Origin of the sequence: Pilimelia anulata (assembly GCF_014647895.1) — a bacterium.
Lineage (GTDB): Bacteria > Actinomycetota > Actinomycetes > Mycobacteriales > Micromonosporaceae > Pilimelia > Pilimelia anulata.
In genome coordinates, this window is sequence record NZ_BMQB01000002.1 from 389,493 (window position 1) to 414,257 (window position 24,765).

General features: G+C 75.1%; 23 protein-coding genes. 10 read left to right on the plus strand and 13 right to left on the minus strand.

The genetic code is table 11. The features are described from left to right. Nucleotides 1–146 precede the first annotated feature (146 nt). The gene (locus IEY94_RS06530; RefSeq protein WP_189169368.1) at nucleotides 147–506 is read left to right on the plus strand and encodes a HesB/IscA family protein; all 360 of its coding nucleotides are present in this window, start codon (nucleotides 147–149) and stop codon (nucleotides 504–506) included. 203 nt (nucleotides 507–709) lie between these two features. Next, complete coding sequence (locus IEY94_RS06535; RefSeq protein WP_189169369.1) at nucleotides 710–1,690, plus strand: carbohydrate kinase family protein; 981 nt, start codon at nucleotides 710–712, stop codon at nucleotides 1,688–1,690. A 94-nt stretch (nucleotides 1,691–1,784) separates the two neighbouring features. Here the strand turns inward: IEY94_RS06535 and IEY94_RS23340 are convergent, their stop codons facing one another. Both IEY94_RS23340 and IEY94_RS06545 read right to left on the minus strand, forming a co-directional pair. Further along, entirely contained in the window at nucleotides 1,785–1,994 is a 210-nt protein-coding gene (locus IEY94_RS23340) for a sulfurtransferase TusA family protein (protein ID WP_229783413.1), read from the minus strand. 119 nt (nucleotides 1,995–2,113) lie between these two features. Continuing rightward, on the minus strand, nucleotides 2,114–3,274 hold the full coding sequence (locus tag IEY94_RS06545) for a cysteine desulfurase family protein (RefSeq protein ID WP_229783374.1): 1,161 nt from the start codon (nucleotides 3,272–3,274) through the stop codon (nucleotides 2,114–2,116). 233 nt (nucleotides 3,275–3,507) lie between these two features. Here IEY94_RS06545 and ctaC point away from each other — a divergent pair, with 233 nt between their 5' ends. The 3 genes from ctaC to IEY94_RS06560 all read left to right on the plus strand — a co-directional run bounded on the left by ctaC (nucleotide 3,508) and on the right by IEY94_RS06560 (nucleotide 6,013). Then, nucleotides 3,508–4,419 carry an aa3-type cytochrome oxidase subunit II gene (gene ctaC / locus IEY94_RS06550; RefSeq protein WP_189169132.1) on the plus strand — a complete coding sequence of 304 codons (912 nt, stop codon included), beginning with the start codon at nucleotides 3,508–3,510 and terminating at the stop codon, nucleotides 4,417–4,419. Further along, nucleotides 4,416–4,859 (plus strand): cytochrome c oxidase subunit 4, encoded by a 444-nt coding sequence (locus IEY94_RS06555; protein WP_189169133.1) that lies wholly within the window; start codon nucleotides 4,416–4,418, stop codon nucleotides 4,857–4,859. Before ctaC ends, IEY94_RS06555 begins: the two co-directional genes overlap by 4 nt. Nucleotides 4,860–5,059: 200 nt before the next feature. Continuing rightward, on the plus strand, nucleotides 5,060–6,013 hold the full coding sequence (locus IEY94_RS06560) for a LysR family transcriptional regulator (RefSeq protein WP_189169134.1): 954 nt from the start codon (nucleotides 5,060–5,062) through the stop codon (nucleotides 6,011–6,013). A 68-nt stretch (nucleotides 6,014–6,081) separates the two neighbouring features. On the opposite strand, the gene IEY94_RS06565 is transcribed toward IEY94_RS06560, so the two are convergent. After that, on the minus strand, nucleotides 6,082–8,013 hold the full coding sequence (locus IEY94_RS06565) for a collagenase (RefSeq protein WP_189169135.1): 1,932 nt from the start codon (nucleotides 8,011–8,013) through the stop codon (nucleotides 6,082–6,084). Nucleotides 8,014–8,411: 398 nt separating this feature from the next. Here IEY94_RS06565 and IEY94_RS06570 point away from each other — a divergent pair, with 398 nt between their 5' ends. Further along, entirely contained in the window at nucleotides 8,412–9,200 is a 789-nt protein-coding gene (locus IEY94_RS06570) for a S1 family peptidase (RefSeq protein ID WP_189169136.1), read from the plus strand. 200 nt (nucleotides 9,201–9,400) lie between these two features. On the opposite strand, the gene IEY94_RS06575 is transcribed toward IEY94_RS06570, so the two are convergent. From IEY94_RS06575 to ctaE, 5 genes are all read right to left on the minus strand, one after another. Further along, nucleotides 9,401–9,598: a hypothetical protein gene (locus tag IEY94_RS06575; protein ID WP_189169137.1), complete on the minus strand. Its 198-nt coding sequence runs from the start codon at nucleotides 9,596–9,598 to the stop codon at nucleotides 9,401–9,403. 231 nt (nucleotides 9,599–9,829) lie between these two features. Beyond that, a complete protein-coding gene (gene qcrB, locus IEY94_RS06580; protein ID WP_189169138.1) occupies nucleotides 9,830–11,428 on the minus strand; it encodes a cytochrome bc1 complex cytochrome b subunit in 1,599 nt (532 codons plus the stop codon). After that, entirely contained in the window at nucleotides 11,425–12,504 is a 1,080-nt protein-coding gene (gene qcrA / locus IEY94_RS06585; RefSeq protein ID WP_189169139.1) for a cytochrome bc1 complex Rieske iron-sulfur subunit, read from the minus strand. Before qcrA ends, qcrB begins: the two co-directional genes overlap by 4 nt. Continuing rightward, on the minus strand, nucleotides 12,501–13,376 hold the full coding sequence (qcrC, locus tag IEY94_RS06590) for a cytochrome bc1 complex diheme cytochrome c subunit (protein ID WP_189169140.1): 876 nt from the start codon (nucleotides 13,374–13,376) through the stop codon (nucleotides 12,501–12,503). Before qcrC ends, qcrA begins: the two co-directional genes overlap by 4 nt. A gap of 79 nt (nucleotides 13,377–13,455) precedes the next feature. Next, nucleotides 13,456–14,082 carry an aa3-type cytochrome oxidase subunit III gene (gene ctaE, locus IEY94_RS06595; protein WP_189169141.1) on the minus strand — a complete coding sequence of 209 codons (627 nt, stop codon included), beginning with the start codon at nucleotides 14,080–14,082 and terminating at the stop codon, nucleotides 13,456–13,458. 85 nt (nucleotides 14,083–14,167) lie between these two features. Between ctaE and IEY94_RS06600 the strand changes: the two genes are divergently transcribed. From IEY94_RS06600 to trpD, 3 genes are all read left to right on the plus strand, one after another. Next, a complete protein-coding gene (locus tag IEY94_RS06600) occupies nucleotides 14,168–15,061 on the plus strand; it encodes a cytochrome c oxidase assembly protein (protein ID WP_373291225.1) in 894 nt (297 codons plus the stop codon). An 81-nt stretch (nucleotides 15,062–15,142) separates the two neighbouring features. Then, nucleotides 15,143–15,601 (plus strand): response regulator, encoded by a 459-nt coding sequence (locus tag IEY94_RS06605; RefSeq protein WP_229783376.1) that lies wholly within the window; start codon nucleotides 15,143–15,145, stop codon nucleotides 15,599–15,601. Between the two features lie 5 nt (nucleotides 15,602–15,606). Next, nucleotides 15,607–16,692 carry an anthranilate phosphoribosyltransferase gene (trpD, locus tag IEY94_RS06610; protein ID WP_189169143.1) on the plus strand — a complete coding sequence of 362 codons (1,086 nt, stop codon included), beginning with the start codon at nucleotides 15,607–15,609 and terminating at the stop codon, nucleotides 16,690–16,692. A 97-nt stretch (nucleotides 16,693–16,789) separates the two neighbouring features. On the opposite strand, the gene IEY94_RS06615 is transcribed toward trpD, so the two are convergent. From IEY94_RS06615 to IEY94_RS06635, 5 genes are all read right to left on the minus strand, one after another. Continuing rightward, nucleotides 16,790–17,647, minus strand: a complete 858-nt coding sequence (locus IEY94_RS06615) for a sugar phosphate nucleotidyltransferase (RefSeq protein ID WP_229783377.1) — start codon at nucleotides 17,645–17,647, stop codon at nucleotides 16,790–16,792. After that, the gene (locus IEY94_RS06620) at nucleotides 17,644–18,225 is read right to left on the minus strand and encodes an NUDIX hydrolase (protein WP_373291226.1); all 582 of its coding nucleotides are present in this window, start codon (nucleotides 18,223–18,225) and stop codon (nucleotides 17,644–17,646) included. The genes IEY94_RS06615 and IEY94_RS06620 overlap by 4 nt, the downstream gene beginning before the upstream one ends. A gap of 131 nt (nucleotides 18,226–18,356) precedes the next feature. Further along, a complete protein-coding gene (locus IEY94_RS06625; RefSeq protein ID WP_189169144.1) occupies nucleotides 18,357–19,304 on the minus strand; it encodes a hypothetical protein in 948 nt (315 codons plus the stop codon). 91 nt (nucleotides 19,305–19,395) lie between these two features. After that, entirely contained in the window at nucleotides 19,396–21,189 is a 1,794-nt protein-coding gene (locus IEY94_RS06630) for a RelA/SpoT family protein (protein ID WP_189169145.1), read from the minus strand. Nucleotides 21,190–21,419: 230 nt separating this feature from the next. Beyond that, the gene (locus IEY94_RS06635) at nucleotides 21,420–23,255 is read right to left on the minus strand and encodes a DEDD exonuclease domain-containing protein (protein ID WP_189169146.1); all 1,836 of its coding nucleotides are present in this window, start codon (nucleotides 23,253–23,255) and stop codon (nucleotides 21,420–21,422) included. A 117-nt stretch (nucleotides 23,256–23,372) separates the two neighbouring features. Between IEY94_RS06635 and IEY94_RS06640 the strand changes: the two genes are divergently transcribed. Further along, entirely contained in the window at nucleotides 23,373–24,722 is a 1,350-nt protein-coding gene (locus IEY94_RS06640) for an NYN domain-containing protein (protein ID WP_189169147.1), read from the plus strand. Nucleotides 24,723–24,765: the final 43 nt, after the last annotated feature.

Below are 24,765 nucleotides of genomic sequence, written 5' to 3' on the forward strand. Positions count from 1 at the left end.
ACCACCAGGGCAGCAACACGGACGTGGCAGGAGAGCACGCAGTGACCGAGACCGCGGCGACGAACCGAACCGCTGGGGCCGAGCCCAGCGCATCCCCCCAGGCGGGCGGCGGCTGCTGTGGCGGCGGCGGTGGCGCCCCGGCGGCGGTGGCCGCCCCGGCCGGCGCGCCGGCCGACGGCGCGACCGGCATCATCCTGACCGACGTGGCCGCCGAGAAGGTCGGCGCGCTGCTGGAGCAGGAGGGCCGGGACGACCTGCGGCTGCGGGTCGCCGTCCAGCCGGGCGGCTGCTCGGGCCTGCGGTACCAGCTCTTCTTCGACGAGCGCTCGCTCGACGGCGACATCGTCAGCGAGTTCGGCCGGGTCGAGGTCGTGGTCGACCGGATGAGCGCCCCGTACCTGGCCGGCGCCAAGATCGACTTTGCCGACCGGATCGACGCCCAGGGCTTCACGATCGACAACCCGAACGCGGGCGGCTCCTGCGCCTGCGGCGACTCGTTCCACTGAGCCGCACCGCCCCCACCGGACCCCGACCGCGGGCCCGGCGCCCCCGTGCGCCGGGCCCGCGGCGCGTCCGCCCCCGTGCTCCGGCGCCGCGTCGCGGGGCGCCCGGGTCGGGGCGGTTCGACTAGGCTGGCAACCCTCCGCGGCGTGCCGCACACGCGCGCACGCGCGGGCGCCATCCTCCCGTCGACCCGATGAGGGACCGCATGAAGATCGCCGCCACCGGCTCGATCGCCACCGACCACCTGATGCACTTCCCGGGCCGGTTCGCCGAGCAGCTCATCGCCGACCAGCTCGACAAGGTCTCGCTCTCCTTCCTCGTCGACGACCTGGTGGTGCGCCGCGGTGGCGCCGCCGCGAACATCGCCTTCGGCATGGCCCGGCTCGGCCTGCGCCCGCTGCTGGTCGGCGCCGTCGGCAGCGACTTCGCCGACTACCGGGCCTGGCTGGAGCGGCACCACGTCGACTGCGCGTCCGTCCACGTCAGCGAGGTCGCGCACACCGCCCGGTTCGTCTGCACCACCGACGACGACATGTGCCAGATCGCCTCCTTCTACGCCGGCGCGATGAGCGAGGCCCGGCAGATCGAGCTGGCCCCGATCGCCGACCGGGCCGGCGGGCTCGACCTCGTGATCATCTCGCCGAACGACCCCGTCGCCATGACCCGGCACAGCGCCGAGTGCCGCGAGCGGGGGTACGCGTTCGTGGCCGACCCGTCCCAGCAGCTCGCCCGGATGGAGGGCCCGGAGATCCGGGAGCTGATCGACGGCGCGGCGTACCTGTTCACCAACGCGTACGAGCGGGAGCTGCTGGAGACCAAGACCGGCCTGACCGGCGACGAGGTGCTCGACCGGGTCGGCGTGCGGGTCACCACGCTGGGCAAGGAGGGCGCGGAGATCACCGGCCGGGGGATCGACCGGATCGTCGTCCCGGTGGCCCGGGAGATCCAGGCGTACGACCCGACGGGTGTCGGCGACGGCTTCCGGGCCGGGTTCTTCGCCGCCCGCGCCTGGGGCCTCGACCTGGCGGCCAGCGCCCGGGTCGGCGCGCTGCTCGCCACGCTGGTGCTGGAGACGGTCGGCACGCAGGAGTACGAGCTGCACCCGGAGTCGTTCGTCAAGCGCCTGGAGGAGTCGTACGGCCCGGCGGCGGCCGAGGAGGTCCGCCCGCACCTGATCCCCGCCTGACCCGCCCCGCACCCGGTTCGCCGGGGCCGCCCCGCGCGCCCCGGGCAGCCCCGCCCAACCCGGGAGCGCCGCCGCCCCGGGAGCGCCGGCAACCTCAGGACAGGCGGCGGATCGTGAACGCCGGCGGCGCCGCGGCCACCAGCTCCTGCCGGCGCAGCCGGCACCACGCGGCCAGGTCGTTCGCCGCCGCCGGGTCGTCGGCCAGCACCCGGACCAGCCCGCCCACCGGCACCCCCGGCAGCCGCCGGGCCAGCGCGATCACCGGCAGCGGGCACCGCTGCCCGAGACAGTCCAGCACCACCACCGCCTCCGCGCCGGCCGCCCCGGCATCGCCGCCGCCACCGGCCGGCCCGGCATCGCCCGGCCAGGGGTCGGCCGGTCCGGGGTCGGGCGGTCCGGCGGCGCGCGGCCCGGGGTCCGGGGTCACAGGCCGACCGCGCCGGCCTCGGCGCGCAGGTCCGCGACGATCCCCGGCAGCTCGGCCAGGAACCGGTCCACCTCCGCCGCCGTGCTCTCCCGGTGCAGCGACACCCGCACGTTGCCGTGCGACAGCACCCCCATCGCCTCCAGCACGTGGCTCGGCCGCAGCGTCGCCGCCGTGCAGGACGAGCCGGACGACACGGCGAAGCCGCGCCGGTCCAGCGCCAGCAGCAGCGCCTCCCCGTCGACGTACAGGCAGGAGAACGTCACCAGGTGCGGCAGCCGGTCGACCGGGTCGCCGACCACCTCCACGTCCGGTACGGTCGCCGCCACCGCCGCTCGGATCCGGTCCACCAGCGGGCGCAGCCGGCGCGCCTCGCCCGCCGCCTCCGCGGCGCTCGCCCGCAGCGACGCCGCCGCCGCGACGATGCCGGGCAGGTTCAGCGCGCCGGGGGAGCGGCCGCCCTCCCGCCCGTCCTCGGGGTACGGCGAGCGCCACCGCACCCCCTTGCGCACCACCAGCACCCCCACCCCCGGCGGCCCGCCCCACTTGTGCGCGCTGCCGGTCAGCACCGACCAGCCGCCGGGCACCGGCGCCCGGCCGAGCGAGGCGGCGGCGTCCACGTACAGCGGCACCCCCACGTCCGCCGCCGCCCTCGCGGCCGCGGCGACCGGCTGGACCGTGCCCACCTCGTGGCTGGCGCTGATCAGCGCCGCCAGCCCCACGTCGGGCCGGACCACGGCCCGCTCCCAGGCGTCCAGGTCCAGCCGCCCGGCCCGGTCCACCGGCACCGCCTCGGCGTGCCCGTGCGCGGCGGCGGCGTGCAGCACCGCCGAGTGCTCGATCGCCGAGTGGACCAGCCGGTACCCCGCCCGGGACCGCCCGGCCAGCGCCCCGGTGACCGCCGCGTGCGCGGCGACGGTCCCGTTCGCGGTGAACGTGACCTCGTCGGGGCGGACGTCCAGCACCTCGGCGACCGCGGTCCGGGACGCCTCCAGGAGCTGCTGGGCCCGGCGCGCCCCCGCGTACAGCCGGGCCGGGTCGTACCAGCCGTCGGTGTACGCCGCGGCCAGCGCCTGCCGGGCCACGGGGTGCAGCGGGGCGGCGGTCGCCGCATCGAAGTAGGCGGGGTCAATCGCGGTGGGTTGGGCCGGCTCGGTCACGCCTCGACGGTAGCGTGGGGCGCGGGGGGCGGTGCGTTCCCCGGCACCCGGTTCGTCCGCACCCCGTCACGGGTACGGGCGGGGAGGTCGAGTAAGGTGCGACCGTTGGTGACGCGGGCGGGTCGCCCGCCCCGCGGGGAGGCCGGCGGGGCCGCGGGCCGCGGCGGCCGCCGGCGGCGTCGACCCGCGCGGGCCGCGGCCGGGCACGAGCGCAACGAGAGAGGCAGGAGCAGGTGTTCGCAGAGCGTGCGAGGGTCAGCGGACGGGGCGGTCGGCCCCGGGCGACCCGGCTGGCGGGCCTCGGTCTCGGCGCCGTGGCGCTGCTGACCCTGCTGACGGGCTGTGACGTCGGCAAGACGTTCGCCGGCTTCGGCTGGCCGCAGGAGGGCATCACGCCCACCGCCCACCGCATGTACGACCTGTGGATCGGCTCGACGGTGGCGGCGCTCATCGTCGGCTTCATCACCTGGGGCCTGATCTTCTGGTGCGTCATCCGGTACCGCAAGCGGGGCGAGGAGCTGCCGCCGCAGACCCGGTACAACATCCCGATGGAGACCATCTACACGGCCACGCCGTTCCTGGTCATCGCGGTGCTGTTCTACTACACGGCCATCGTCCAGGCGGACGTCGACCGCACCTCGAAGAACCCGGACGTGATCGTCGAGGTCGCCGCGTTCAAGTGGAACTGGCAGTTCAACTACCGCGACGGGATGGGCGTGGAGGCCAACACGGTCGCGTCCACGCTGGGCGACAGCGACTACATCCCGGTGCTGGTCCTGCCGACCCACCGCAAGGTGCGGTTCGAGGAGACCAGCAAGGACGTCATCCACTCCTTCTGGGTACCGGAGCTGCTGTTCAAGCGCGACGTGTTCCCCGGCCCGATCCGCAACGTCTTCGAGGCCACGATCGAGAAGGAGGGGGCGTACGTCGGCCGCTGCGCCGAGCTGTGCGGCACCTACCACTCGATGATGAACTTCGAGCTGCGCGCGGTCACGGCCGAGAAGTACACGCAGTTCCTCGACGCCAAGAAGGCCGGGAAGACGACGCCGGAGGCGCTGACCGCGATCGGCGAGAACCCGTACGCGACGAAGACCACGCCGTTCGAGACCAAGCGTCAGCTCAAGGACCGGAAGGTGTCGCCGTGAAGTCCGAGTACAAACTCTTCACTCTGCTGGCGGTCTTCCTCTTCCTCTGCACCGGCGTGTACGCGTGGTGGACGTCGGTCGCGAGCGACCCGATCAACCCGCCCGGCCACACCGACTGGGTCGGGACGATGGCGCTGCTGCTGTCCGGGCTGCTCTGCCTGATGCTGGGCGGGTACTTCTGGTTCGTCGCCCGCCGCATCGACCTGCGCCCGGAGGACCGGCCGGACGCCGAGATCCACGAGGGCGCCGGCGAGGTCGGCTTCTTCAGCCCCGGCAGCTACTGGCCGTTCGGGCTGGCCCTGTCGGCGGCGACGGCGGCGATCGGCACCGCGTACATGCAGTGGTGGCTGGTCACGGCCGGGATGCTCGCGGTGGTGCTGTCGGCGGCGGCGCTGCTGTTCGAGTACTACAGCGGCACCCGGCGCGCGGTCGAGCACTGACCCGCAACCGTCCGGCGCCCGTCCCCACCGCGGGGCGGGCGCCGTTTCGTACCGCCGCCGCGCAATAGCGCCGATCGCGGAATGGATTGCGCATTCGGCGGAATGGTCGGACGACGTCATCGAGCGGCGCCGTTCTCCGCTATTCCGGTCAAGAATGTCCGGGGTTCCGGCGGATCGCGGCGAGCCATAGACTGCTGCCCATGGATCTGGAGATCCGCCACCTGCGCGCGCTGTGCGCCATCGCCGACGCGGGCAGCGTTTCCGGGGCGGCCACCCGGCTCGGGATTTCGCAGCCCTCGCTGACCACGCTGCTCCAGCGGGTCGAGCGGCACGTCGGGGCGCGGCTGTTCCGCCGCGGCCGGACCGGCGTCGACCCGACCGAGCTGGGCGACCGGCTCGTCCGCCGCGCCCGGCTGCTGCTGCTCGAACTCGACGCGTTCGGCGGCGAGCTGGCCGGCGGCGAGGGCGGCCCGATCCGGTTCGGCTCGGTGCACATGGAGTGCATGGTCCCGCTGTACGAGGGGCTGGAGCGCGCCCTGGGCGGCGCCGAGGTGTCGCTGCACGTCGAGTCGTCCAGCGTGGCGCTCGCGCAGGCGCTGGCCCACGGCCACCTGGACGCGGCGCTGATCGCCATCATCGAGGGCCGGGACATCCCGCTGGCGCCGCACCTCGGCCAGCGGATCATGGTCCCATGGGTCCCGGTGTACGTGTCGCTGTCCGCCCGGCACCGGCTGGCCGGCGCCGCGGAGGTCGCGCTGGCGGACCTGGCCGACGAGGTGTGGATCAGCCCGCCCGGCGGCGACGACGGCGGCCTGGCGGCGCTGCGGGACGCGGCGCGCACGGCCGGGTTCACCCCGCGGATCCGGTTCGAGCTGCCCAGCGGCGGCGGCCGGCCGCTGGTCGCCGCCGGCCGGGCGGTGCAGCTCGTCGAGCCGAACTCGCGCGGCGTGCCCGGCACGGTCATGCGCCCGCTGGCCGGCGAGCCGCTGCGGATGCGGCTGGTGCTGGCCTGGCGGCGCCAGCGGGTGAGCCGGGAGCAGGCCGACCTGATCTACGCCGCCGCCGCGGCGGCGTACGCCGACTACGCGATGTCCAGCCCGGTCTTCCGGCCCTGGTGGGACGCGCACCGCGAGGTCCACCCGCCGGCGGCCTGACCCCGGGCGCGGGGGTGGGGCCCGGCGGGCCTGACGCCCGCCGGGCCCCCGCGGGGGAGTGAGGTCGGTTACGGCAGGGTGCCGCAGTTGCCGCGGGCGCAGGCCGCGAGCCAGGTCGCCCACTCCTTGTCGTACCGGGTGCCGATCGTGCTCTTGAGGTGGCTGCGGGCGGCCGACCAGTTGCCGGTCCGGTAGGCGGCGAGGACCCTGGCCACGTCGTCCGGGTGCGACTGGTTCAGGTACCGGGTGGCGAGGTAGCCCCACCGGTAGACCCGGGTCGAATCGTGCGAGTACGTCGTGTCGAACAGCGCGCTCAGCTTGTACGTGCCCTTTCCGGCCTCGGCGAGCGCTTCCTGGTAGGTGACGTTGCGGTACGAGTAGGCGACGTACTCCGCGAATCCCTCGATCCACCAGACCGTCGGCGTCTGCACGTTGGTCTCGAAATCGCCGTACATGTTGAACCGGCCGTCGAGGTAGTGGGTGTATTCGTGGTTGAGGTTCCAGATCTGGAACGTCGGCCGCTGCCACTCCGCCTCGTAGGCGATGAACCGGGCCTGATTGCCGGCCTTGGCCGGGTCGCCCTCCAGGTACATCCCGCCGTTGTTGGTGTCGATGTCCCACATGGGCCCGGCGTACGTCCGGTAGTCCTTGCTGGAGTCGTAGACCACGACCTCGATCGAGGTGTTCCCGTCGTTGGCCACCGGGCCGCTGTCCTTGGCGATCCGGTGGAAGTACGCGTCCTGATTGGTCAGGCTGCCGCAGGTCCCGGACAGCTCGGCGGCGGTCATCTGCTGCGCCCGGATCCGCAGCGTGGGGCCGCAGGTGTGCCGGATCGGCAGCACGTCGGCCAGCAGCCGCTCGGCCAGGTCGCACACGTCGTAGTCGGCGCAGTTCGCCCGGTCGTACTCGTCGGCCAGGTCGGCCACCCCGACCCACAGCGGCGCGGTCGCCCCGGTGCTCGACGACAGCGCCAGCAGCGCCCGCACCCGCGGCCGCACGTCCGCGCGCAGCGCGTCGTGCTGGAGGAACCGGGCCAGCTCCCGGCCGGCGTTCGCGGTCAGGTACCCGCGGTCGCCGGCGAGCAGGTCGAGGTGGCCGGCGGCGAAGTCCTGCAACGCCGCGGTGACCCGGCCGTCGCGCCGGACGGCGTCGGCGAAGCCGGGCACCCAGTGGCCGCGGTACAGCACGGTGTACCCGCTGTTCACGGCGTTGCTCATCCACCAGGAGGCGGCGTGCGCGGCGTCGAAGCCGGCCAGCAGCCGGCGGACCACGGGCAGGTACCGGATGTTCTCCCCGGCGCTGTCGACCAGCGTGACGACCTCGGTGAGCACCTCCCCGTTGGCGTCGCTGACCGTGAACGCCCGCGGGTGGGCGAAGAACGCGTCCAGCGCGCCGCGGACGGCCGCCCGCAGCTCGGGGCCGTACGCGCCGACCACGTCGGGCAGGGCCCACTGCACGTAGTAGCCGGCGCGCAGGTGCAGCGCGAGCTGCGCCGTGCCGGTGGAGTTGTCGCCGGGGTGGTCCGCCGCGTTCGCCCGCAGGCCCGCGGCGACGCTGGCGAGCTGCGCCTCCCGGAACACGCCCCGCGCGTCCGCGCCGGTGAGCCGGAACAGGCTGCTCAGGCAGGCCGGGTCGGCGGACCGGACGAGCGCGACCAGCGCCGGGCCGGTCCGGTCGGCGAAGTCGGCGACGGCGCACGCGGCCCGGCCGCGCCGGGCCGACGGCCGGGGTACGGGCAGCCGCGGCGCCGCGTCGGGCGTGCGCCGCCCGGCGTCGTTCGAGGCCGGCAGCGGCGGGCGCTCGGCCGCCGGCGTGCTGCCGTGGTGGTGGGCGGTCTCCTCGTTCAGCCCGGCCGCGGGCAGCGGCGCGGGGGCGTGCGGCGGCACGGCGGCGGCGGGCGGCGCGGCGGCCGGCGCGCCCTGCACGCTCTGTCCGGTGAGGACGATAACGGCGGCGAGGAGTGCGGCCGCGGTGGGTCGTACACCACGGGGGAATGGCATGGCGGTGCCCCTTCGAAAATGCGCCGCCGCGAGCGCGGCGACAGGGGGTGAGGGGGGAAGGCGAACCGGTTCGGGTACGCAGTCTCACACGTCCGAAGGGGACGTGGTCATGTCATCCATCGATAGGTCAGCGCTATGGATCGGGTGGGCCGCGCACCGAATTGCCGGTGATCAAAGGCTTTGTCCCGGGCCCCGATCCGCTGGTCGGGCGGGTGCTCCGGTTCCGCGATCAACCGTGCATGTGTGGATTTCCGACCCGGCCACAGCTATCGGAAGCCGTCTATGCTCGCTCACGAATCGGCGTTCCCCGCCCATTCGATTCACCCGCGAATCGCGCCGGCCCGGGAAACGACGCCGTACCCCGGTGGCCCGGCCGCGCCCGTCGAACGGAGCCCGCCATGCGCCTCGCCGCCCTCACGGCCGGACTGCTCGCCGCGGTGGCGGCGGGCGCCGGCCCCGCCCACGCCGCCCCGCCGAGCGGCCCGGCGCCGACCCCGGCCCCGCGGATCGTCGGCGGGAAGCCCGCCGCGGCCGGCGCCTACCCGTGGATGGCGCAGGTCCGGATCGGGTTCGGCGGCTGCGGCGCCTCGCTGGTGTCGCCGGACGTCCTGATCACCGCCTCGCACTGCTGGCTCGGCAGCGGCGGCATCACCGCCCGGATCGGCAGCCTCGACCACGGCAAGGGCGGCGAGCAGCGCACGGGTGTCGCGTTCCGCAGGGGCGACACCGGCGGCCGGTGGGACGACTGGGCCGTGATCAAGCTGGACCGCCCGGTGGCCGTCGCCGCCCACCCCGCGCTGCCGGCGGACGCGTCCACCGACACCGGGCCGCTGTTCCGCACGATGGGCTGGGGCACGATCGCCGAGCAGGGGCCGACGAGCCCGGTGCTGCGCGAGGTCGACGTGCCGTACATCGCCGACGACATCTGCACCCGGCACGGCGACGCGACCACGCTGATCTGCGCCGGCGACTACGAGCGGGGCGGGGTCGACTCGTGCAAGGGCGACTCGGGCGGGCCGCTGGTCAACCGGGTCGGCGACCGCTGGGTGCTGGTCGGGATCGTCAGCAAGGGCAACGGCTGCGCCCGGCCGAAGGAGCCCGGCATGTACACCCGGATCAGCCACTACCGCGAGGCCATCGCCACCGCGATCCGCGAGGTCGGCGGCACTCCGCCGGCGGTCGTCTGACGCCCGCCGGCACCGGGGGCGGGCCCGGCGGTGCCTCGGGTGCGCCGCCGGGCCCGCGCCGTAACCGGGACCCCGCTGCGCCGGGGCGCCGCCCTACCGCGCGGTCGACGCTGCCGCGCTGCCGCGCGGTCGACGCCGCGCTACCACGCGGTCGGCGTCGACGCCGCGCAGCCGAGGCCGGGGCCGGGCCGCCGGTCCGGTCAGGCGGCGGCGCGGCGCTGGTGCGGGGCGGTCCACGGGGCGCGGCGGGCGCCGAACCCCCACACCACCACCGGGGCGATCATGATCGCCGTACCGCAGCCCGCGCACAGCAGCTCCGGGCACTCGTCCCCCGCGGCGGCCACCGCGAACACCATCTCGGTCTCGCAGACCGCGCAGTACATCTCCTCGTTGGCCATCGCTTGCCTCCCTCGGCTGACCGGTTCCGACCGGGCAGGGCACTACCCGGATGTTGTTCACATTGCCACCCGTACCGGTAAAAATCCCGCATCCATCCGGCGTGTCCCGCCCGCCCGGGCGGCCCGGCGTGCTGTACCGGCGGCGAAAACGGCGGCGGGGCGCCGGACCGAAGTCCGCCGCCCCGCCGCCTTGTCGTGCTCGGTGCCGGTCGTGCTCAGTGCCGGTCGTGCTCAGTGCGTGCCGGTGCGCTCCAGCTCGCGCGGGCGCTCCGCCTCGGGCAGCGCCGGCGGGGCCGGCTGCTCGATCGGGTAGAAGAAGCCCTTGATCGCCGGCGCGAGCGCCCCGATCCGGTTCATCTTCTTCGGCACCACCCAGCCCGTGTACGCCAGGTCCGTGTGGCCGTGCGCGTCCGGCGCGGCCAGCGGCTGGTGCACCTCGACGAACTGCCCGTTCGGCAGCCGCTTGATGATGCCGGTCTCGACGCCGTGGGCCAGCACCTCGCGGTCGTGCTGCTGCAACCCGAGGCAGATCCGGTACGCCGCCAGGTAGGCCAGCGGCGGGACCAGCACCAGGCCGATCCGGCCCGCCCAGGTCATCGCGTTCAGGCTGATGTCGAAGGTCTCCGCGATGACATCGTTGCCACCCGACAGCGTCAGGACCAGGTAGAACGCCACGGCCATCGAGCCCAGCGCCGTCCGGCCGGGCACGTCGCGCGGCCGCTGGAGCAGGTTGTGCACGGACGTGTCCTTGGCCCGCCGCGCCTCGATGAACGGCCACAGCATCGGCAGCACGGTCAGCACGCCGGGCAGCACCACCGTCGGGAAGAACAGCGGCGGGAGCGTGTGCCCCAGCGCGCGGATCTCCCACGGCGGCATGAGCCGGGTCGAGCCGTCGAGGAACATGACGTACCAGTCGGGCTGGCTCGCCGCCGACACGGCCGCGGCCTCGTACGGGCCGAACAGCCAGATCGGGTTGATCGAGACCAGGCCGCCGAACAGCGCGATCACGCCGAAGACGATGGCGAAGAAGCCGCCCTGCTTGATCGCGTACCGGGGGAACATCCGCTCGCCGACGACGTTGGTGTTCGTCCGACCCGGGCCCGCCCACTGGGTGTGCTTCTGCTTGAACACCAGCCCCAGGTGCGCGCTGATCAGGCCGAGCAGGATGCCCGGGATCAGCAGCACGTGCGCGATGTACAGCCGGGGGAGGATCGAGCCGTCGCCGGGGAACTCCCCGCCGAACAGCGAGTTCGCCACCCACGAGCCGGCCACCGGGATCGACAGCATGATCGCGTGGGCGATGCGCAGGCCGGTGCCGGACAGGCCGTCGTCCGGCAGCGAGTAGCCGGCGAAGCCCTCGGTGAAGCCGATCCAGAACAGCATCAGGCCGATGATCCAGTTCAGCTCACGCGGCTTGCGGTACGCGCCGGTGAAGAAGATCCGCAGCATGTGCACGACGATCGAGGCCATGAACAGCAGCGCGGCCCAGTGGTGCATCTGCCGCATGATCAGGCCGCCGCGCACGTCGAACGAGAGATTCAGCGTGGTCTCGTACGCCCGGGTCATCTCGACGCCGCGCAGCGGCAGGTAGCTGCCGTTGTACGTGACGTGCGACATGGACGGGTCGAAGAACAGCGTCAGGAACACGCCGGTCAGCAGCAGCACGATGAACGAGAACAGCGCGATCTCGCCCAGCAGGAACGACCAGTGGTCCGGGAAGACCTTGTTGAACAGCGCCCGCAGCGGCCGGGCGACCTGGAGCCGCTCGTCCGCGGCGTTGGCCGCCGTACCCGGCAGGGCCTTGACGTCGATGCGCGCGCGCTTTCTCATGGCCGCTCCCAGAAGCCGGGGCCGATCGCCACCTTGAAGTCGGAGGTGGCCACGAAGTAACCCTCGTTGTCGACGGTGATGTGCAGCATGGGCAGCCGCCGGGTCGCCGGGCCGAAGACCGGCTTGGCGTTGTCCGTGACCAGGAACTGCGACTGGTGGCACGGGCAGAGCAGGCGGTTGGTCTGCTGCTCGAACAGGCTCGCCGGGCAGCCGGCGTGCGTGCAGATCTTCGAGTACGCCACGAAGTCGCCCCAGGTGGCGCCGACGTTCGTGCCGGTGAGGTTGGCGCGCAGGTCGGCCATGTCGTCCGGGCGCAGGTGGATCAGCAGCGTGGGCGAGTCGGCGTGCTTGTTGGTGTGCCCGTCGGGCACGCCGGGGAACACGGTGAGCTGCCCGCCGGCGCTGACCTCCTCGGGACGGATCGGCGTGCCGTCCTCCCGGGTCAGCCGGATGCCCGGCCCCCAGGCGGTCGTCATCAGCGGGCTGCCCTTGCCGTTGCGCGGCTTGTGCGGGTCCTTGATCAGCCCGCCGACCAGCGGCGCCGCCGCGGCCAGGCCGACCGGCGCGACGCCGGCCAGCAGCGACAGGCCGAGCAGCGGCCGCCGCTTCAGCCCCATCTCGTCGCCGATGTACAGCAGGGTGTCGGTCGCCGCCGAGCGGTCGTGCGGGCTGGACGGCCCGTCGTGCCGCTCCTGGATCGCCACCTCGTGCGGGATCAGCTTCTTGCCCCAGATCATGATCCCGAAGCCGGTGGCGACGAGCCCCAGGCCGAGCGTCAGGCCCAGGAACGGGGTGTACAGGTTGTGCAGGAGGCTGTCCCGGTCGTACTCCCAGGGCCACCAGATGTACGCCACCAGGAACGCCGTGCCGAGCGCGCCGGTGCTGAGGAAGCAGCCGGCGACGATCCGCTGGAGCCGGCGCTCGCCCTTGGTGCCGGGCGCCGGGAACGGCGGCTCGTAGTGGACGATCTCGACGCCGTCCTCGCGCGCCGCGGCGACGACCCGCTCGAAGCGCGAGCGCTCCTCCGGGTCGGCCAGGCCGGGCGAGCCGTGCGGATTGTCGATGGTCGTGGTCATGACTTCCCCGCAATCCACAGGGTCGTGAAGATCAGTGCGGTCATCCCGAGCAGGAAGATCGCCAGGCCCTCGGTGACCGGGCCGAGCTTGCCCAGGCCCCAGCCGCCGGGCTCCTGCGCCTTCAGCGTGTGGACGTACGCGATGATCTCCTTCTTCTGCTCCGGCGTGAGCTGGTTGTCACCGAAGACCGGCATGTTCTGCGGGCCGGTGAGCATCGCCGCGTAGAGCTGCCGGTCGGTGGCCGGCTCCAGGTTCGGCGCGAACTTGCCGGAGGACAGCGCCCCGCCGCCGGCGGCGTTGGCGTGGCAGGAGGCGCAGTTGATCCGGAACAGCACGCCGCCGCGGGCCATCGCCGCGGCCTGCTGCTCGTCGGTGCCGGTCAGCTCCATCGAGCCGGCGGGGATCTGCGGCCCGCCGCCCAGCTCCTGGATGTACTGGCCGAGCTGCTGCGTCTGGTCGTACGTGAAGTGCGGCTTCTTCCGCCACGCCTGGGCCTCCTGGCGGGCCATCGGCATCCGGCCGCTGCCCACCTGGAACTCCACCGAGGCCGAGCCCACGCCGATCAGGCTGGGGCCCTTGCCGGCGACGCCCTGGGCGTCCGGGCCGTGGCAGGAGGTGCAGTTCGTGTCGAACAGCGCCTTGCCCTCCTTGGCGGCCGGGCTGAGGCTGGCGGCGTCCTTGGCGGCGTCGGCGGCGGTACCGGGGGCGAAGCCCGCGTAGACCCCGCCGGCCAGGGCGAGCGCCGCGAGGATCCGGAGCACGGTGCCGACCCGGCGCCGCGCGCGGCTCGCGGCCGCCGTCCCGGCGGCGCGCCGCGCCCGCCCCCACCTCGCCGGCGGCGCGACGCCGCGCCCCGGGTTGTCAGAAGTCATCGCCTGGATCTCCTGGGTTGTGGCCGCTGGCGGCCGCTTGATCTCGGACTGCGGGTGGCCCCGGTGGGGCGGGCGCCGGCTACTTCAGCCAATAGATCATGAAGTAGAGGGCGATCCACACGACGTCGACGAAGTGCCAGTAGTAGGACACGACGATCGCCGACGTGGCCTGCGCCGGGGTGAACCGGCCCATGGTCGTCCGGATCATGTAAATGATGAACGCCACGAGGCCGCCGGACACGTGCAGACCGTGGAACCCGGTCGTCAGGTAGAAGACCGACCCGTAGCCGTCCCCGTTGATCTTGATGCCCTCGTGCACCAGGTGGCGGTACTCGTTCGCCTGGCCGAGCACGAAGATCAGACCCATCACGAAGGTGAGGGTGAACCAGCGGCGCAGCGCGTGCACGTCGCCCTTCTCCGCCGCGAAGACCCCGAACTGGCACGTCACGCTGGACGCCACCAGGATGACGGTGAAGGTCGTCGCATACGGGATGTTCAGGACTTCCGTGCGTTCTGCCCACAATTCGGGCGAAGCGCCGCGGATGAAGAAGTACATCGCGAACAGCGCTGCGAAGAACATCAGTTCGCTGGAGAGCCACACAATGGTCCCGACGCTGACCATGTTCGGGCGGGTCAGCGAATGGATCCGGCTCTGATCAATGGTGGTCGAGGCCGCAGTCACGCGGTCATTATTGCCCCCGATCATCCCGTCGCGTCGCCGGGGTCGGAACCCGGCGCGTCATCGAGACCTGATCGTGGGCCATCCGGCCGGCCGGAGTAGCCTCCCCGACGTGTGGAGCCCGGAGCAGGTACCCCCGCCGTTCACGGTCGCCCGGATCGTCACGGGAGCGCGCCCCGACGGGTGGCTCGCGCTGGGCCTCGTGCTCGCCGCCGGGCTGTACCTGTACGGCGTGTACCGACTGCGCGCCCGCGGCGACCGCTGGCCGCCCGGCCGCACGCTGTGCTTCCTCCTGCCGGGCCTCGGTGGCATCGCCGCGGTCACGCTCAGTGGCCTCGGCGCGTACGACACCACGCTGCTCTCGGTGCACATGATCCAGCACATGGTGCTGTCGATGGTCGCGCCGATCTTCCTCGCGCTCGGCGCCCCGGTGACGCTCGCGCTGCGGACCCTGCCCGTGCGGCCGCGCAAGCGGCTGCTCGCGGTCCTGCACAGCCGGGTCGCCCGGGTGCTGACGTTCCCGCTGGTCGCTTTCGCCCTGTTCGTGGTGAATCCGTTCGCGCTGTACTTCTCCGACCTCTACGCGCTCACCCTGCGGAACCCGATCGCGCACGAATTCACCCACGCACACTTCATCCTCACCGGCTGCCTGTTCTTCTGGCCGCTGCTCGGGCTCGACCCGCTGCCCGGCCGCTGGCCGTACCCGGCCCGGGCGCTGCTGATGCTCCTTTCCGTGCCGTTCCACACCGTGCTCGGGCTCACCGTGATGCAGAGCGTGGCGCTGCTCGGCGGCGATTGGTACCCGTCCCTGCGGCTCGGCTGGGCCGACCCGTTCACCGACCAGCGGATCGCCGGCGGCGTCCTCTGGGCCGGCGGCGAGCTGGTCAGCGTGACCATGCTCGCCGTGCTGGTGGCGCAGTGGGTCCGCCAGTCCCGCCGGGAGGAGCGCCGGATCGACCGGGAGCTGGACCGGGCCGAGGCCCGGGCCGCCGCCGCGGCCGGCTGACCGGGGTGCCCGGCCGGGCGGTGCCGGCGGCGGTACGATCGGCGGGCACCGTCACCGAAGCCGGACCGGGGAGCACCGACCGTGACTGATCGCCTGAACACCGTGCTGCTGTACAGCGACGACCCCGCGGTCCGGGAGCAGATGCGCCTGGCGATCGGCGCCCGGCCCGCGCCGGACCTGGCGGTCGAGTTCGTCGAGGCCGGCACGTACGTCGACTGCATCACCCTGATGGACACCTACGAGGTCGACCTCATGCTGCTCGACGGCGAGGCCGCCCCCGCCGGCGGCCTGGGCATCGCCCGGCAGGTCCGGGACGAGTTCCCGGCGCCCCCGCCGATCGTCGTCGCCATCGCCCGGGCCGCCGACAAGTGGCTCGCCGCGTACGCCGAGGTCGACGCGACCCTGCGGCTGCCGCTCGACCCGCTGACCACCGGCCGGACCGTCGCCGCCCTGCTGCGCGGCGAGCCGGCCGCGCTGCCCGACGCCGGGCCGGGCGCCGACCCGGCCGTACCGGGCGCCGGTGGCGCCCTGCCCGCCTGACGCCGATGACCGCGCGCACCTGGCCCGGGCTGCTCACCGCGCTGCTCGCCGGCACGCCGCTGTCCGCGGACGACACCGCGTGGGCGATGGGCGAGATCGTCTCCGGGGCGGCCAGCCCGGCCCGGTTCGCCGCGTTCGCCATGGCCCTGCGGGCCAAGGGCGAGACCGCCGAGGAGCTGGGCGGCCTGGTCGCCGCCATGCTCGCGCACGCGGTCGCCGTCGAGCTGGACGAGCCCGTCCGCGCCGCCGCCGTCGACGTCGTCGGCACCGGCGGCGACCGGGCGCACACCGTCAACATCTCCACGATGGCCGCGATCGTCGCCGCCGGCGCCGGCGCCACCGTGGTCAAGCACGGCAACCGGGCCGCCTCCTCGCTGTGCGGCACCGCCGACGTGCTGGAGTACCTCGGGCTGCCGCTCGACCTCGGCCCGGACGCCGTCCGGCACACCGTCGCCGAGGCCGGGATCGGCTTCTGCATGGCCGCCCGGTTCCACCCCGGCATGCGGCACGTCGCGCCGGTCCGGCGCGAGCTGGGCGTACCGACGGCGTTCAACTTCCTCGGCCCGCTCACCAACCCGGCCCGCCCGCGGTCCGGCGCGATCGGCTGCTTCGACGCCCGGATGGCGCCGCTGATGGCGGCGGTGTTCGCCGCCCGCGGCGACTCGGTCCTGGTGGTCCGCGGCGAGGACGGCCTGGACGAGATCAGCACCGCCGCCCCCACCCGGGTCTGGGCCACCGCCGGCGGCGCGGTCACCCCGCTGCTGCTGGACACCGTCGACCTCGGCCTGGCCCGCAGCGCCGCCGGCGACCTGCGCGGCGGCGACGCCGCGTTCAACGCCGACGTGCTGCGCCGGGTGCTGGCCGGCGAGGCGGGCCCGGTCCGGGACGCGGTCCTGGTCAACGCCGCGGCCGCGCTGGTCGCCCGGGACGGCCTGTCGGACGTGTCCGCGGCCGGGCTGCGCACCGCGCTGGCGCACGCGCTGGCGGTCGCGGCGGAGGCGATCGACTCCGGGTCGGCGACGACCGCGCTGGACCGGTGGCTGGCCGTGGCCCGCACCGCCGCGCCCGCCGGCGCCCCCGCGACCCCCTGACCGGCCGGCGCGCCGCGCGCGGCACGCCGGCGGTCCCTGACTCCGGCGCCCGCGACCCGGCGACGGCCGGACGGTCAGGGGTGCGCCGTGGGCGGTGTCAGGGCGTCGGCGCGGGGGTCAGCGGCGGGGCCGGGACCGTGGCGCCGTCCGGCAGCCGGATCGCGTCGGCGAGCCGCTCGCCCGCCGCCACCTCCGCCCCCGGCCACACCACCACCCGGGTCGCCGTACCCCGGACCGTCGCCCCCGCCCCCACCACGCTGTCGGTCACCGCGCCCGGCACCGCCGCGCCGGCCGCGACGATGCTGCCGCCGGCCCGGGCCACGGCGTCGAGGTTCGCCGCGAGGTAGTCGCGCGGGGTGCCGCAGTCGAGGTACCGCCCGGCGTACGGGACGCAGTCCAGCTCCCCGTCGGCCTCCGCCGGCCGCCACACCTCCCGCCACAGCTCGCCCGGTGTGTCGGGCAGCGCCCGGACCCGGTCCCACGGCAGCAGCGAGAACCCGGCGAACCGCCACGGCCCGAACTCGCCCGCGCCCCCCGCCGGCGCGGGCCGGACGAGCAGCCGCACCCGCCGCCCGTCCCAGCCGTCGAGCAGGGCCGCGACGTCCGCCCCGGCGGGCGCGGCGGCGGCCAGGTACGCGTCGGCGTTGCCGACCAGCACCCCGCGCCCGTCCACCCAGCCGCGCAGCCGGGCCAGCGCCCCGCCGGTGCCCAGCGGCCCGTCCGGCTCGACCGACAGCCGCGCCCGGTCGCCGACGTGCGCGACGACCCGGTCGGCGAGGTACGAGGCGTTCACCGCCACCGCGGCCGGGCCGGCGAGGCCGAGCGCGGCGAGCCGGTCCAGGGCCCGGTCCAGCAGCGGGACGTTGCCGACCGGGCAGAGCGCTTTGGGTACGGTCGCGGTCAGCGGCCGCAGTCGCACGCCGAGGCCGGCGGCGAGGACCACCGCACAGATCACGCGCCCTCCCCGCGCCCGCCGACCCCCGACCCGCCCGCGGCCGGTTCGTCCGCGGCGGGGGCGGCCGGGCCGAGGCCGAAGTGGCCGAGGAGGCGGGCCGTCGCCTTCGTCAGCGGCGGCAGCCGGTCGGTGTGCTGCCAGGCGGCCTCCCACACCTCCGCGCCGTCCACCACCGGCGTGACCCCGGCGGCCCGCACCTCGGCCTCGAACACCAGGTCGATCCAGCCGCGCGGGTGGACCAGCGCGTTCGGTACCGCCTGCCGGAGCTGCTCCGGCCGCAGGTGGATGCCGGTCTCCTCGGCCAGTTCCCGGAGCGCGCCGAGCCGCGGCTCCTCCCGCTTCTCCAGCAGTCCGGCGGGCAGCGTCCAGCCCCGGCCGGGCGGCTGGCGCAGCATCAGCAGCCGGTGCGGGTCGTCGGCGTCGCGCAGCAGCACCACCGCGCCGACGACGTACGTGCGCACCCGCAGCCGGACCAGCCGGTTGCGCAGCGGGACGGGCAGCCGGTAGAAGACGCCGTACAGCGCACCGCGCAGCGCGCGCCGCAGGCCGGACCGGGGCGACGGGGAGGCATCGGACACGCCGCCAGGCTATGCCACCCCACCCACGCCCGGCCGACGCCACCGACCCCGATCACCCGCCGATCGAGGTCCGGAGTGGACACCCACCCACCAAACCATGATCAACAAGAGCCGGTACACCTCCACACGGGTCAGGCGGACTTGCCGTGGAAGACCACCAGGCGTTCGGCGAAGCCGGCGCCGAAGGAGGCCAGGATCAGCAGCGGGAGGGCGTGGGTGCCCGGGAAGGAGAGGATGCCGCCGCGGTGGGCCAGGTACACCGTCAGCGCCGCCACCGCCCCCACGAACAGCCGGGTCACCGTCGCCGTGAACGACCCCAGTTGCAGCACCACCGACGTCTGCGGGTCGACGGCGAGGCGCTGGATGGCGCTGGTCACCGCCCCGAGCATCCCGGCCACCAGCACGCCGCCGATGACCCGCCCGGACACCAGGATGTCGCCGGGCTGGCGGACGTCGCCCCAGGCCACCGCCGCGCCGACGCCGAGCAGCACGATTCCGATGATCAGCAGCCAGACCCGGCGGGTGGCGCTGACCCGCAGCGTGTGGTGGCCGAGGTCGTAGTGGTTGTTGCGCAGGCGCAGCGCCTGGAGCAGCAGGACGCGGTCGCTGGCCCGGGTCGGCATGCCGTACCCCGGCACCGGGTCGCCCGGCGGCGGGACCGCGCCCGGCGGGGTGACGTGGTCGAGCAGGTCGGCGATCGCCTTCTGCCGCCAGCCGCTGATCTCGCCGTGGTCGATCTGCTGACGCAGCACGACGATGGCGGCGTTGACCTCGTCGTCGGTGTACGTGGAGGTGACCAGGTCGTCGGCGGCGTTGAGCAGGGCCCAGCCGATCTCCAGCGAGCGGCTGTCCTCGGCCCGGCTGAGCTGGGCCAGCGCGGCGCTGAGCCGCTCGGCGTCGGCCGGGCCGGGGCCGGGCTCGCCGGGGCCGCCGGGGGTCGGCGGGCCGACCCGCAGCCGTACCTCGACCCGGGCCCGGCTGGCGAGGACGGCGCGGCGCAGCCGCTCCCGGCGGCCGCGCTGCGGGTCGAGGGTCCGCGGTCGGCCGGGGCGTACGCGCGGCGGCTGCTGCTCGACCATCCGGCACCCCGATGCGAGGAAGTCTTGTGTTCGGGTGCACCGAAGATAGCACCGGGGGTGCGGCGCCCGGCCGGATTCGCGGCGGGCCCGCTCAGGCGGCGGGCGGTCCCTGGTCGACCATCGTGATCAGCCGGTCGGCGACGTCCGCCGCGGACCGCTGCTCGTCCACGATCGCCACCAGCAGCGTCTCGTGGTCGGGGTAGCCGAGCTGCCCGGCGAGCTGGCGCAGCGGGTCGTCGTCGACCAGGCCGCGGTCCCGGCGGCGCAGCTCGCGGAACAGCTCGCCGCGCCCCAGCCGGACCTTGTCGGCGATCGCCACCGCCGCGTCGTCGTCGGTGAACCAGCGCTGGATCTGCCGCTGCGCCGCCCCGGACCGGGTGAAGCTCAGCCACTCCCGCCGCGGCCCGCGCGGCACCGGCCGCCCCTGCGGGGCGTCCATCTCGGTGAAGATCTCCACCAGGTCGCCGTCGGCCAGCGGCGAGGACAGCGGCGCCAGCCGGCCGTTGACCCGGGCGGCCAGGCACGACTCGCCGGTCTCGGGGCTCAGCTCGTACGCGACGTCGACCGGCGTGGCGCCCTCCGGCAGGTGCAGCGTCGCGCCGTGCGCGAACACCTTCACCTGCGCCTCGGCGAGGTCGCAGCGCAGCGAGTCGAGGAACTGGCCGGTGTCGGCGGTCTCCTGCTGCCAGTCCAGCACCCGGCGCAGCCAGGCCAGCGCCTCCTCGGCGCCGGCGTCGTGGTCGGCCGGGTTGGGGTACCGGAAGCCGGCGGCGATGCCGTACTCGGCCGTGCGGTGCATCGCGGTGGTCCGGATGAGGATCTCCACCACGTGGTTGTCCGGGCCGATCACGGTGGTGTGCAGCGAGCGGTACAGGTTGTGCTTCGGCGCGGCGATGAAGTCCTTGAACCGGCCCGCCACCGGCCGCCACATCCCGTGCACCGCGCCCAGGGCGGCGTAACAGTCGGCGTCGTCGCCGTCCACCACGACCGCCACCCGGGGCAGCACGTGCGGCTCCCGGTGGCCCTCCTTGCGGGTGTCCTGCCAGATCGAGTACAGGTGCCGCGGCCGCGGCCGCACGTCCGCGGCGAGCCGCTGCCGGCGCAGCGTGCGCCGGGTGCTGGCGATGACCGTCTCCAGCATCGCCGAGCCGTCCTGCCGGGCGGTGGCGTACTCGCCGATCAGCCCGTACGCCTCCGGGTCGAGGTGCTGGAGGACCGCGTCCTCCAGGTCCCGCTTGAGCGCCTGGATGCCGAGCCGCTCGCACAGCGGCACCAGCACGTCCTGGGTGTCCCGGGCGATCCGGGCCCGGGAGGCGGGGGAGCGGACGCCGAGCGTGCGCATGTTGTGCAGCCGGTCGGCCAGCTTGATGATCAGCACCCGGACGTCCCGGCCCGCCGCGATGATCAGCTTCCGGACGGTCTCGCCCTTGGCCGCCTTGCCGTAGAAGACCTTGTCGAACTTCGTCACGCCGTCGACCAGGTGCGCGATCTCCTGGCCGAAGTCGTCGCGCAGCGCGTGCAGCGTGTAGTCGGTGTCCTCGACCGTGTCGTGCAGCAGCGCGGCGACCAGCGTGGTCGTGTCCATGCCCAGCTCGGCGAGGATCTGGGCGACCGCGAGCGGGTGGGTGATGAACGGCTCGCCGCTCTTGCGGAACTGCCCGCGGTGCGCGCTCTCGGCGATCACGTACCCGCGGCGCAGCACGCTCGCGTCCATGTACGGGTGGATCGCCCGGTGCGCCCGTAGCAGCGCGCCGACCGGGTCGACCGGTCGGCGCGGGCGGGCGTGGGCGAGCAGCGAGCGCAGCCGGCGCCCGACCCCCGGCACGAGGGCGCCCGGGTGGGGCATCCGGCCGAGCGGAGTTCCGCTCCCGGCATCGAGGTCCATCGGCGTCACCTCTCTCGCCGCCGGCTTTACCCGCCCGGGGGTGGCCCGGGCGCGCCGGGTGTCCGCGCACAGTGGCACGGACAACACAGTAATTCGGACAAGTCTGTCAGAAGAACACCGTGGTATCAGGGTAATCAGCAGACCGTTAGCCAAACGGCCACAAGCTCGTGCGTGATCGGCTCGGGCCGGATCGCTGCTCGGCGGACTCCGAACCGGGGTGAGCAGCGCATTCAGCTCGCGTCGGCGGACCGGCTGGCCACCTCAGCCTGCGCCAGCAGCGCGGCGAACCGGGCGGCGCCACGCGCGGGCAGCGCCCAAGGGGTGGACACCCGAACGAGTCGGGTGCGCGGCCGTTCCAGCCAGTGCAGGATCCGTTCGGTCTCCTCCGCGGTCGCCGCCGGCACCGGGCCGTCGCCCGGCTCGACCGTCTCGGCGGTGGCCAGCAGCAGGTCGATCGTCGGCTGTGGATGGACCCGCGGCGGCGACCCGCCGGCGGCGGCCAGCCGCCCGTACCGGACCACGGCCAGCTCCCAGCCGCCGCCGGCCGCCGGGTGCGCGGCGACCAGCTCGGCGATGCCGGTGACCGCGGCGAGCCGCTGCAGCCGGGTGGTGGCGCGCAGCAGCGCCGACAGCCGCCCGCGGACGGCCGCGGCCTCCTCGTACCGCTGGGCGGCCGACAGCGTCGCAATCCGGGCCAGCAGCACCTCGACCAGCGGGCCGGGGTCGCCGACGGTCGCCTCGCGCAGCGGCGCCACCGCCGCGGCGGCGTACTGCTCGGGGGTGACCCGGTGCAGGCACGGCGCCGGGCAGCGGCCCAGCTCGGCCAGCGCGCACGCCGCGCTCGGGGTGCGCGCCGACAGCCGCTGCGCGCACGGCCGCAGCGGCAGCGCCTCGCGGACCGCCTCGGCCACCCGCTCGGCGGCCCGGGTCGACGGGAACGGGCCGAGGCAGCTATCGGGCGTGCCGCGGCGCTGCCGGACCACGGACAGCCGCGGGTACGGCTCGTCGGTCACCCGCAGCCACACCGTCCGCTGCGGGTGCTTGGACCGCCGGTTGTACGGCGGCGCGTGCGCGGCGATCAGCCGCAGCTCGCGCACCTCGGCCTCCAGCGCGTGCGCGCACACCACCGCCTCGACCCGGACGGCGGCGGCGAGCATCTCGTCGACCCGCGGCCGCCGCTCGGCGGCGGTGAAGTACGTGCGCACCCGGCCGGCGATGTCCCGGGACGTGCCGACGTACAGCGGGCGGTCGTCGGCGGCCCGGAACAGGTACACGCCGGGGGCGCGGGGCAGGCCGTCGGCGAGGTGCCGCTGCCGCTGCCGGACCGGCGACACGGCGCGCCCGAACGCGATCGCCCCGCCGACGGTGTCGACGCCGAACCCGCCCAGCCGCTCGCACAGCGCGTGCAGCAGGTCCACGGTGGCCTCCGCGTCGGCCAGCGCCCTGTGCGTGGGCTGGTGCGGCAGCCGCAGGTACCGGGCCAGCGTGCCGAGCTTGCGGTCGGGCACCTCGTCGCGGGTGAACACCCGGCGCGACAGCGGCAGCGTGTCGAGCACCGGCGGGGACGGCCAGGCGTACCCGTGCCGGGTGCAGGCCGCCCGCAGATAGCCCAGGTCGTACGGCGCGTTGTGCGCGACCACGACCGCGCCGCGCAGGAACTCCAGCAGGCCGGGCAGCACGGCCGGCAGCCGCGGCGCGGCGGACACCATCGCGGTGGTGATCCCGGTCAGCACGGTCACCAGCGGTGGGATCGGCAGCCCGGGGTCGACCAGCGTGGCGAACGTGCCCAGCCGCTGCCCGCCGCGGATCTTGACCGCGCCGATCTCGGTGACGCCGCCGTCGGCCGCGGTGCCGCCGGTGGTCTCCAGGTCGAGGACGACGAAGGTGGCGTCGCGCAGCGGCAGGGTGCGCGGGTCGGCGTCGCCGTCGGCGAGCGGGCCGCCCAGCGTCGGCTGCTCGTACCGCGGCTGCTGGTACCGCGGCTGCCCGCCGGGGAGCGGATCGGGCCGCGGCGGGTCGGTCGAGGATGGCGGATATGGGCCCGGGACGTGCGCGTTATCCGGCATGCCCGGACGGTACGGGCACGGTACGACATCGACAGCCGCCGGTGCGCGCCGCGGCGATTCGATCTCAGCGCCCGATCCGCCGCGCGGCAACGCCCGCGACGGTGACAGACTGGACGGATGGTGTCGCCGCAGCCCGACGGGACCGCGGACCGGCCGGCGCCGGCCGCGGCGGAGCCGGTGCTGCCCGAACCCGTGCGGCAGCGCACGGTCGCCCTGGTCGCGGCCGTCCTGCCGCACCTGCCGGCCGGCGACCTGCCCGCGCCGCTGCGCCGGGTCGCGCAGTTCGCCGCCGCCCGCCGGGCCAAGCTCGGCGGCGCCGCCATCGCCACGCAGCTCGCCGGCGACGCCGCGTTCCGGACCGCGGTCGCCGAGCCCGTCCGGGAGGCCGGCGGCGAGCTGGCCGCCGCGGTCGCCGGCGGCGCCGCGCCCGGCGCGGCCGACCCGGTCGAGGTGGCCGCGCTGGCGTACCTGCTGCGGCCCGCCGGCTGGCGGGGCATGGTCGCGGCGGCCGGCGTCGCGGTCGACGCCGAGGCGCGCAGCGCCGAGGTGGCCGCCGCGGTCCGCGAGGCCCGGCAGGAGACCGCCCGGGCCCAGCACGAGCGGGCGGTGGCCCGGGTCGAGGCGGACAAGCTGCGCGACGAGCTGGCCCGGCTGCGCGACGAGCTGAACGGGCTGCGCGAGGAGCACCGGCGGGCCGGCCGGGCGCTGCGCGAGGCCGAGCAGGAGCGGCAGCGCGCGGACGGGCTGCTCGCCACCGAGCGGGGCCGGCACGCCCGGTCCGCCGCCGACCACGAGGCGGAGCTGCGCCGGCTGCGCGGGAAGCTGGCCGAGGCGCAGTCCGCCGCCGGTACCGCCCGGCAGGCCGCCCGGGACGCCCGGACGGCGAACGAGGCCCGGCTGTGGCTGCTGCTGGAGACCCTCGGCCAGACCGCCGTCGGCCTGCGCCGCGAGCTGGGCCTCGAACCGCCCGGCCAGCTCCCCGCCGACGCCGTCGCCGAGGCGCACGCCGACCGGCCCGGCGCCGCGGGGGAGCGGGCCAAGGCCCGCGACGCCGACGACCCCGGCCGCCTCGACGAACTGCTCGCGCTGCCCCGGGTGCACCTGGTGGTGGACGGCTACAACGTGACCAAGCGCGGGTACGGCGAGCTGTCCCTGGAGCGGCAGCGGCAGCGGCTGATCACCGGCCTGACCGGCCTGGCCGCCCGCACCCGGGCCGAGGTCACGCTGGTCTTCGACGGCGCCGACCGGGTGCCCGGCCTGGCCACCCCGCCGCGCGGGGTGCGGGTGCTGTTCTCCCGTAAGGGGGAGACCGCCGACGAGCTGATCCGCCGGCTGGTCCGCGCCGAGCCGGCCGGGCGGCCCGTGGTGGTGGTCTCGTCCGACCGGGAGGTCGCCGACGGGATCCGCCGGCACGGCGCGTACCCGGCCGCCGCCGACGCGCTGCTGCGCCTGCTCGGGCGGAGCTGACGGTACGGTCGGGGGCGGTCCCGCGCCGGCGGTGCCGCGGTAC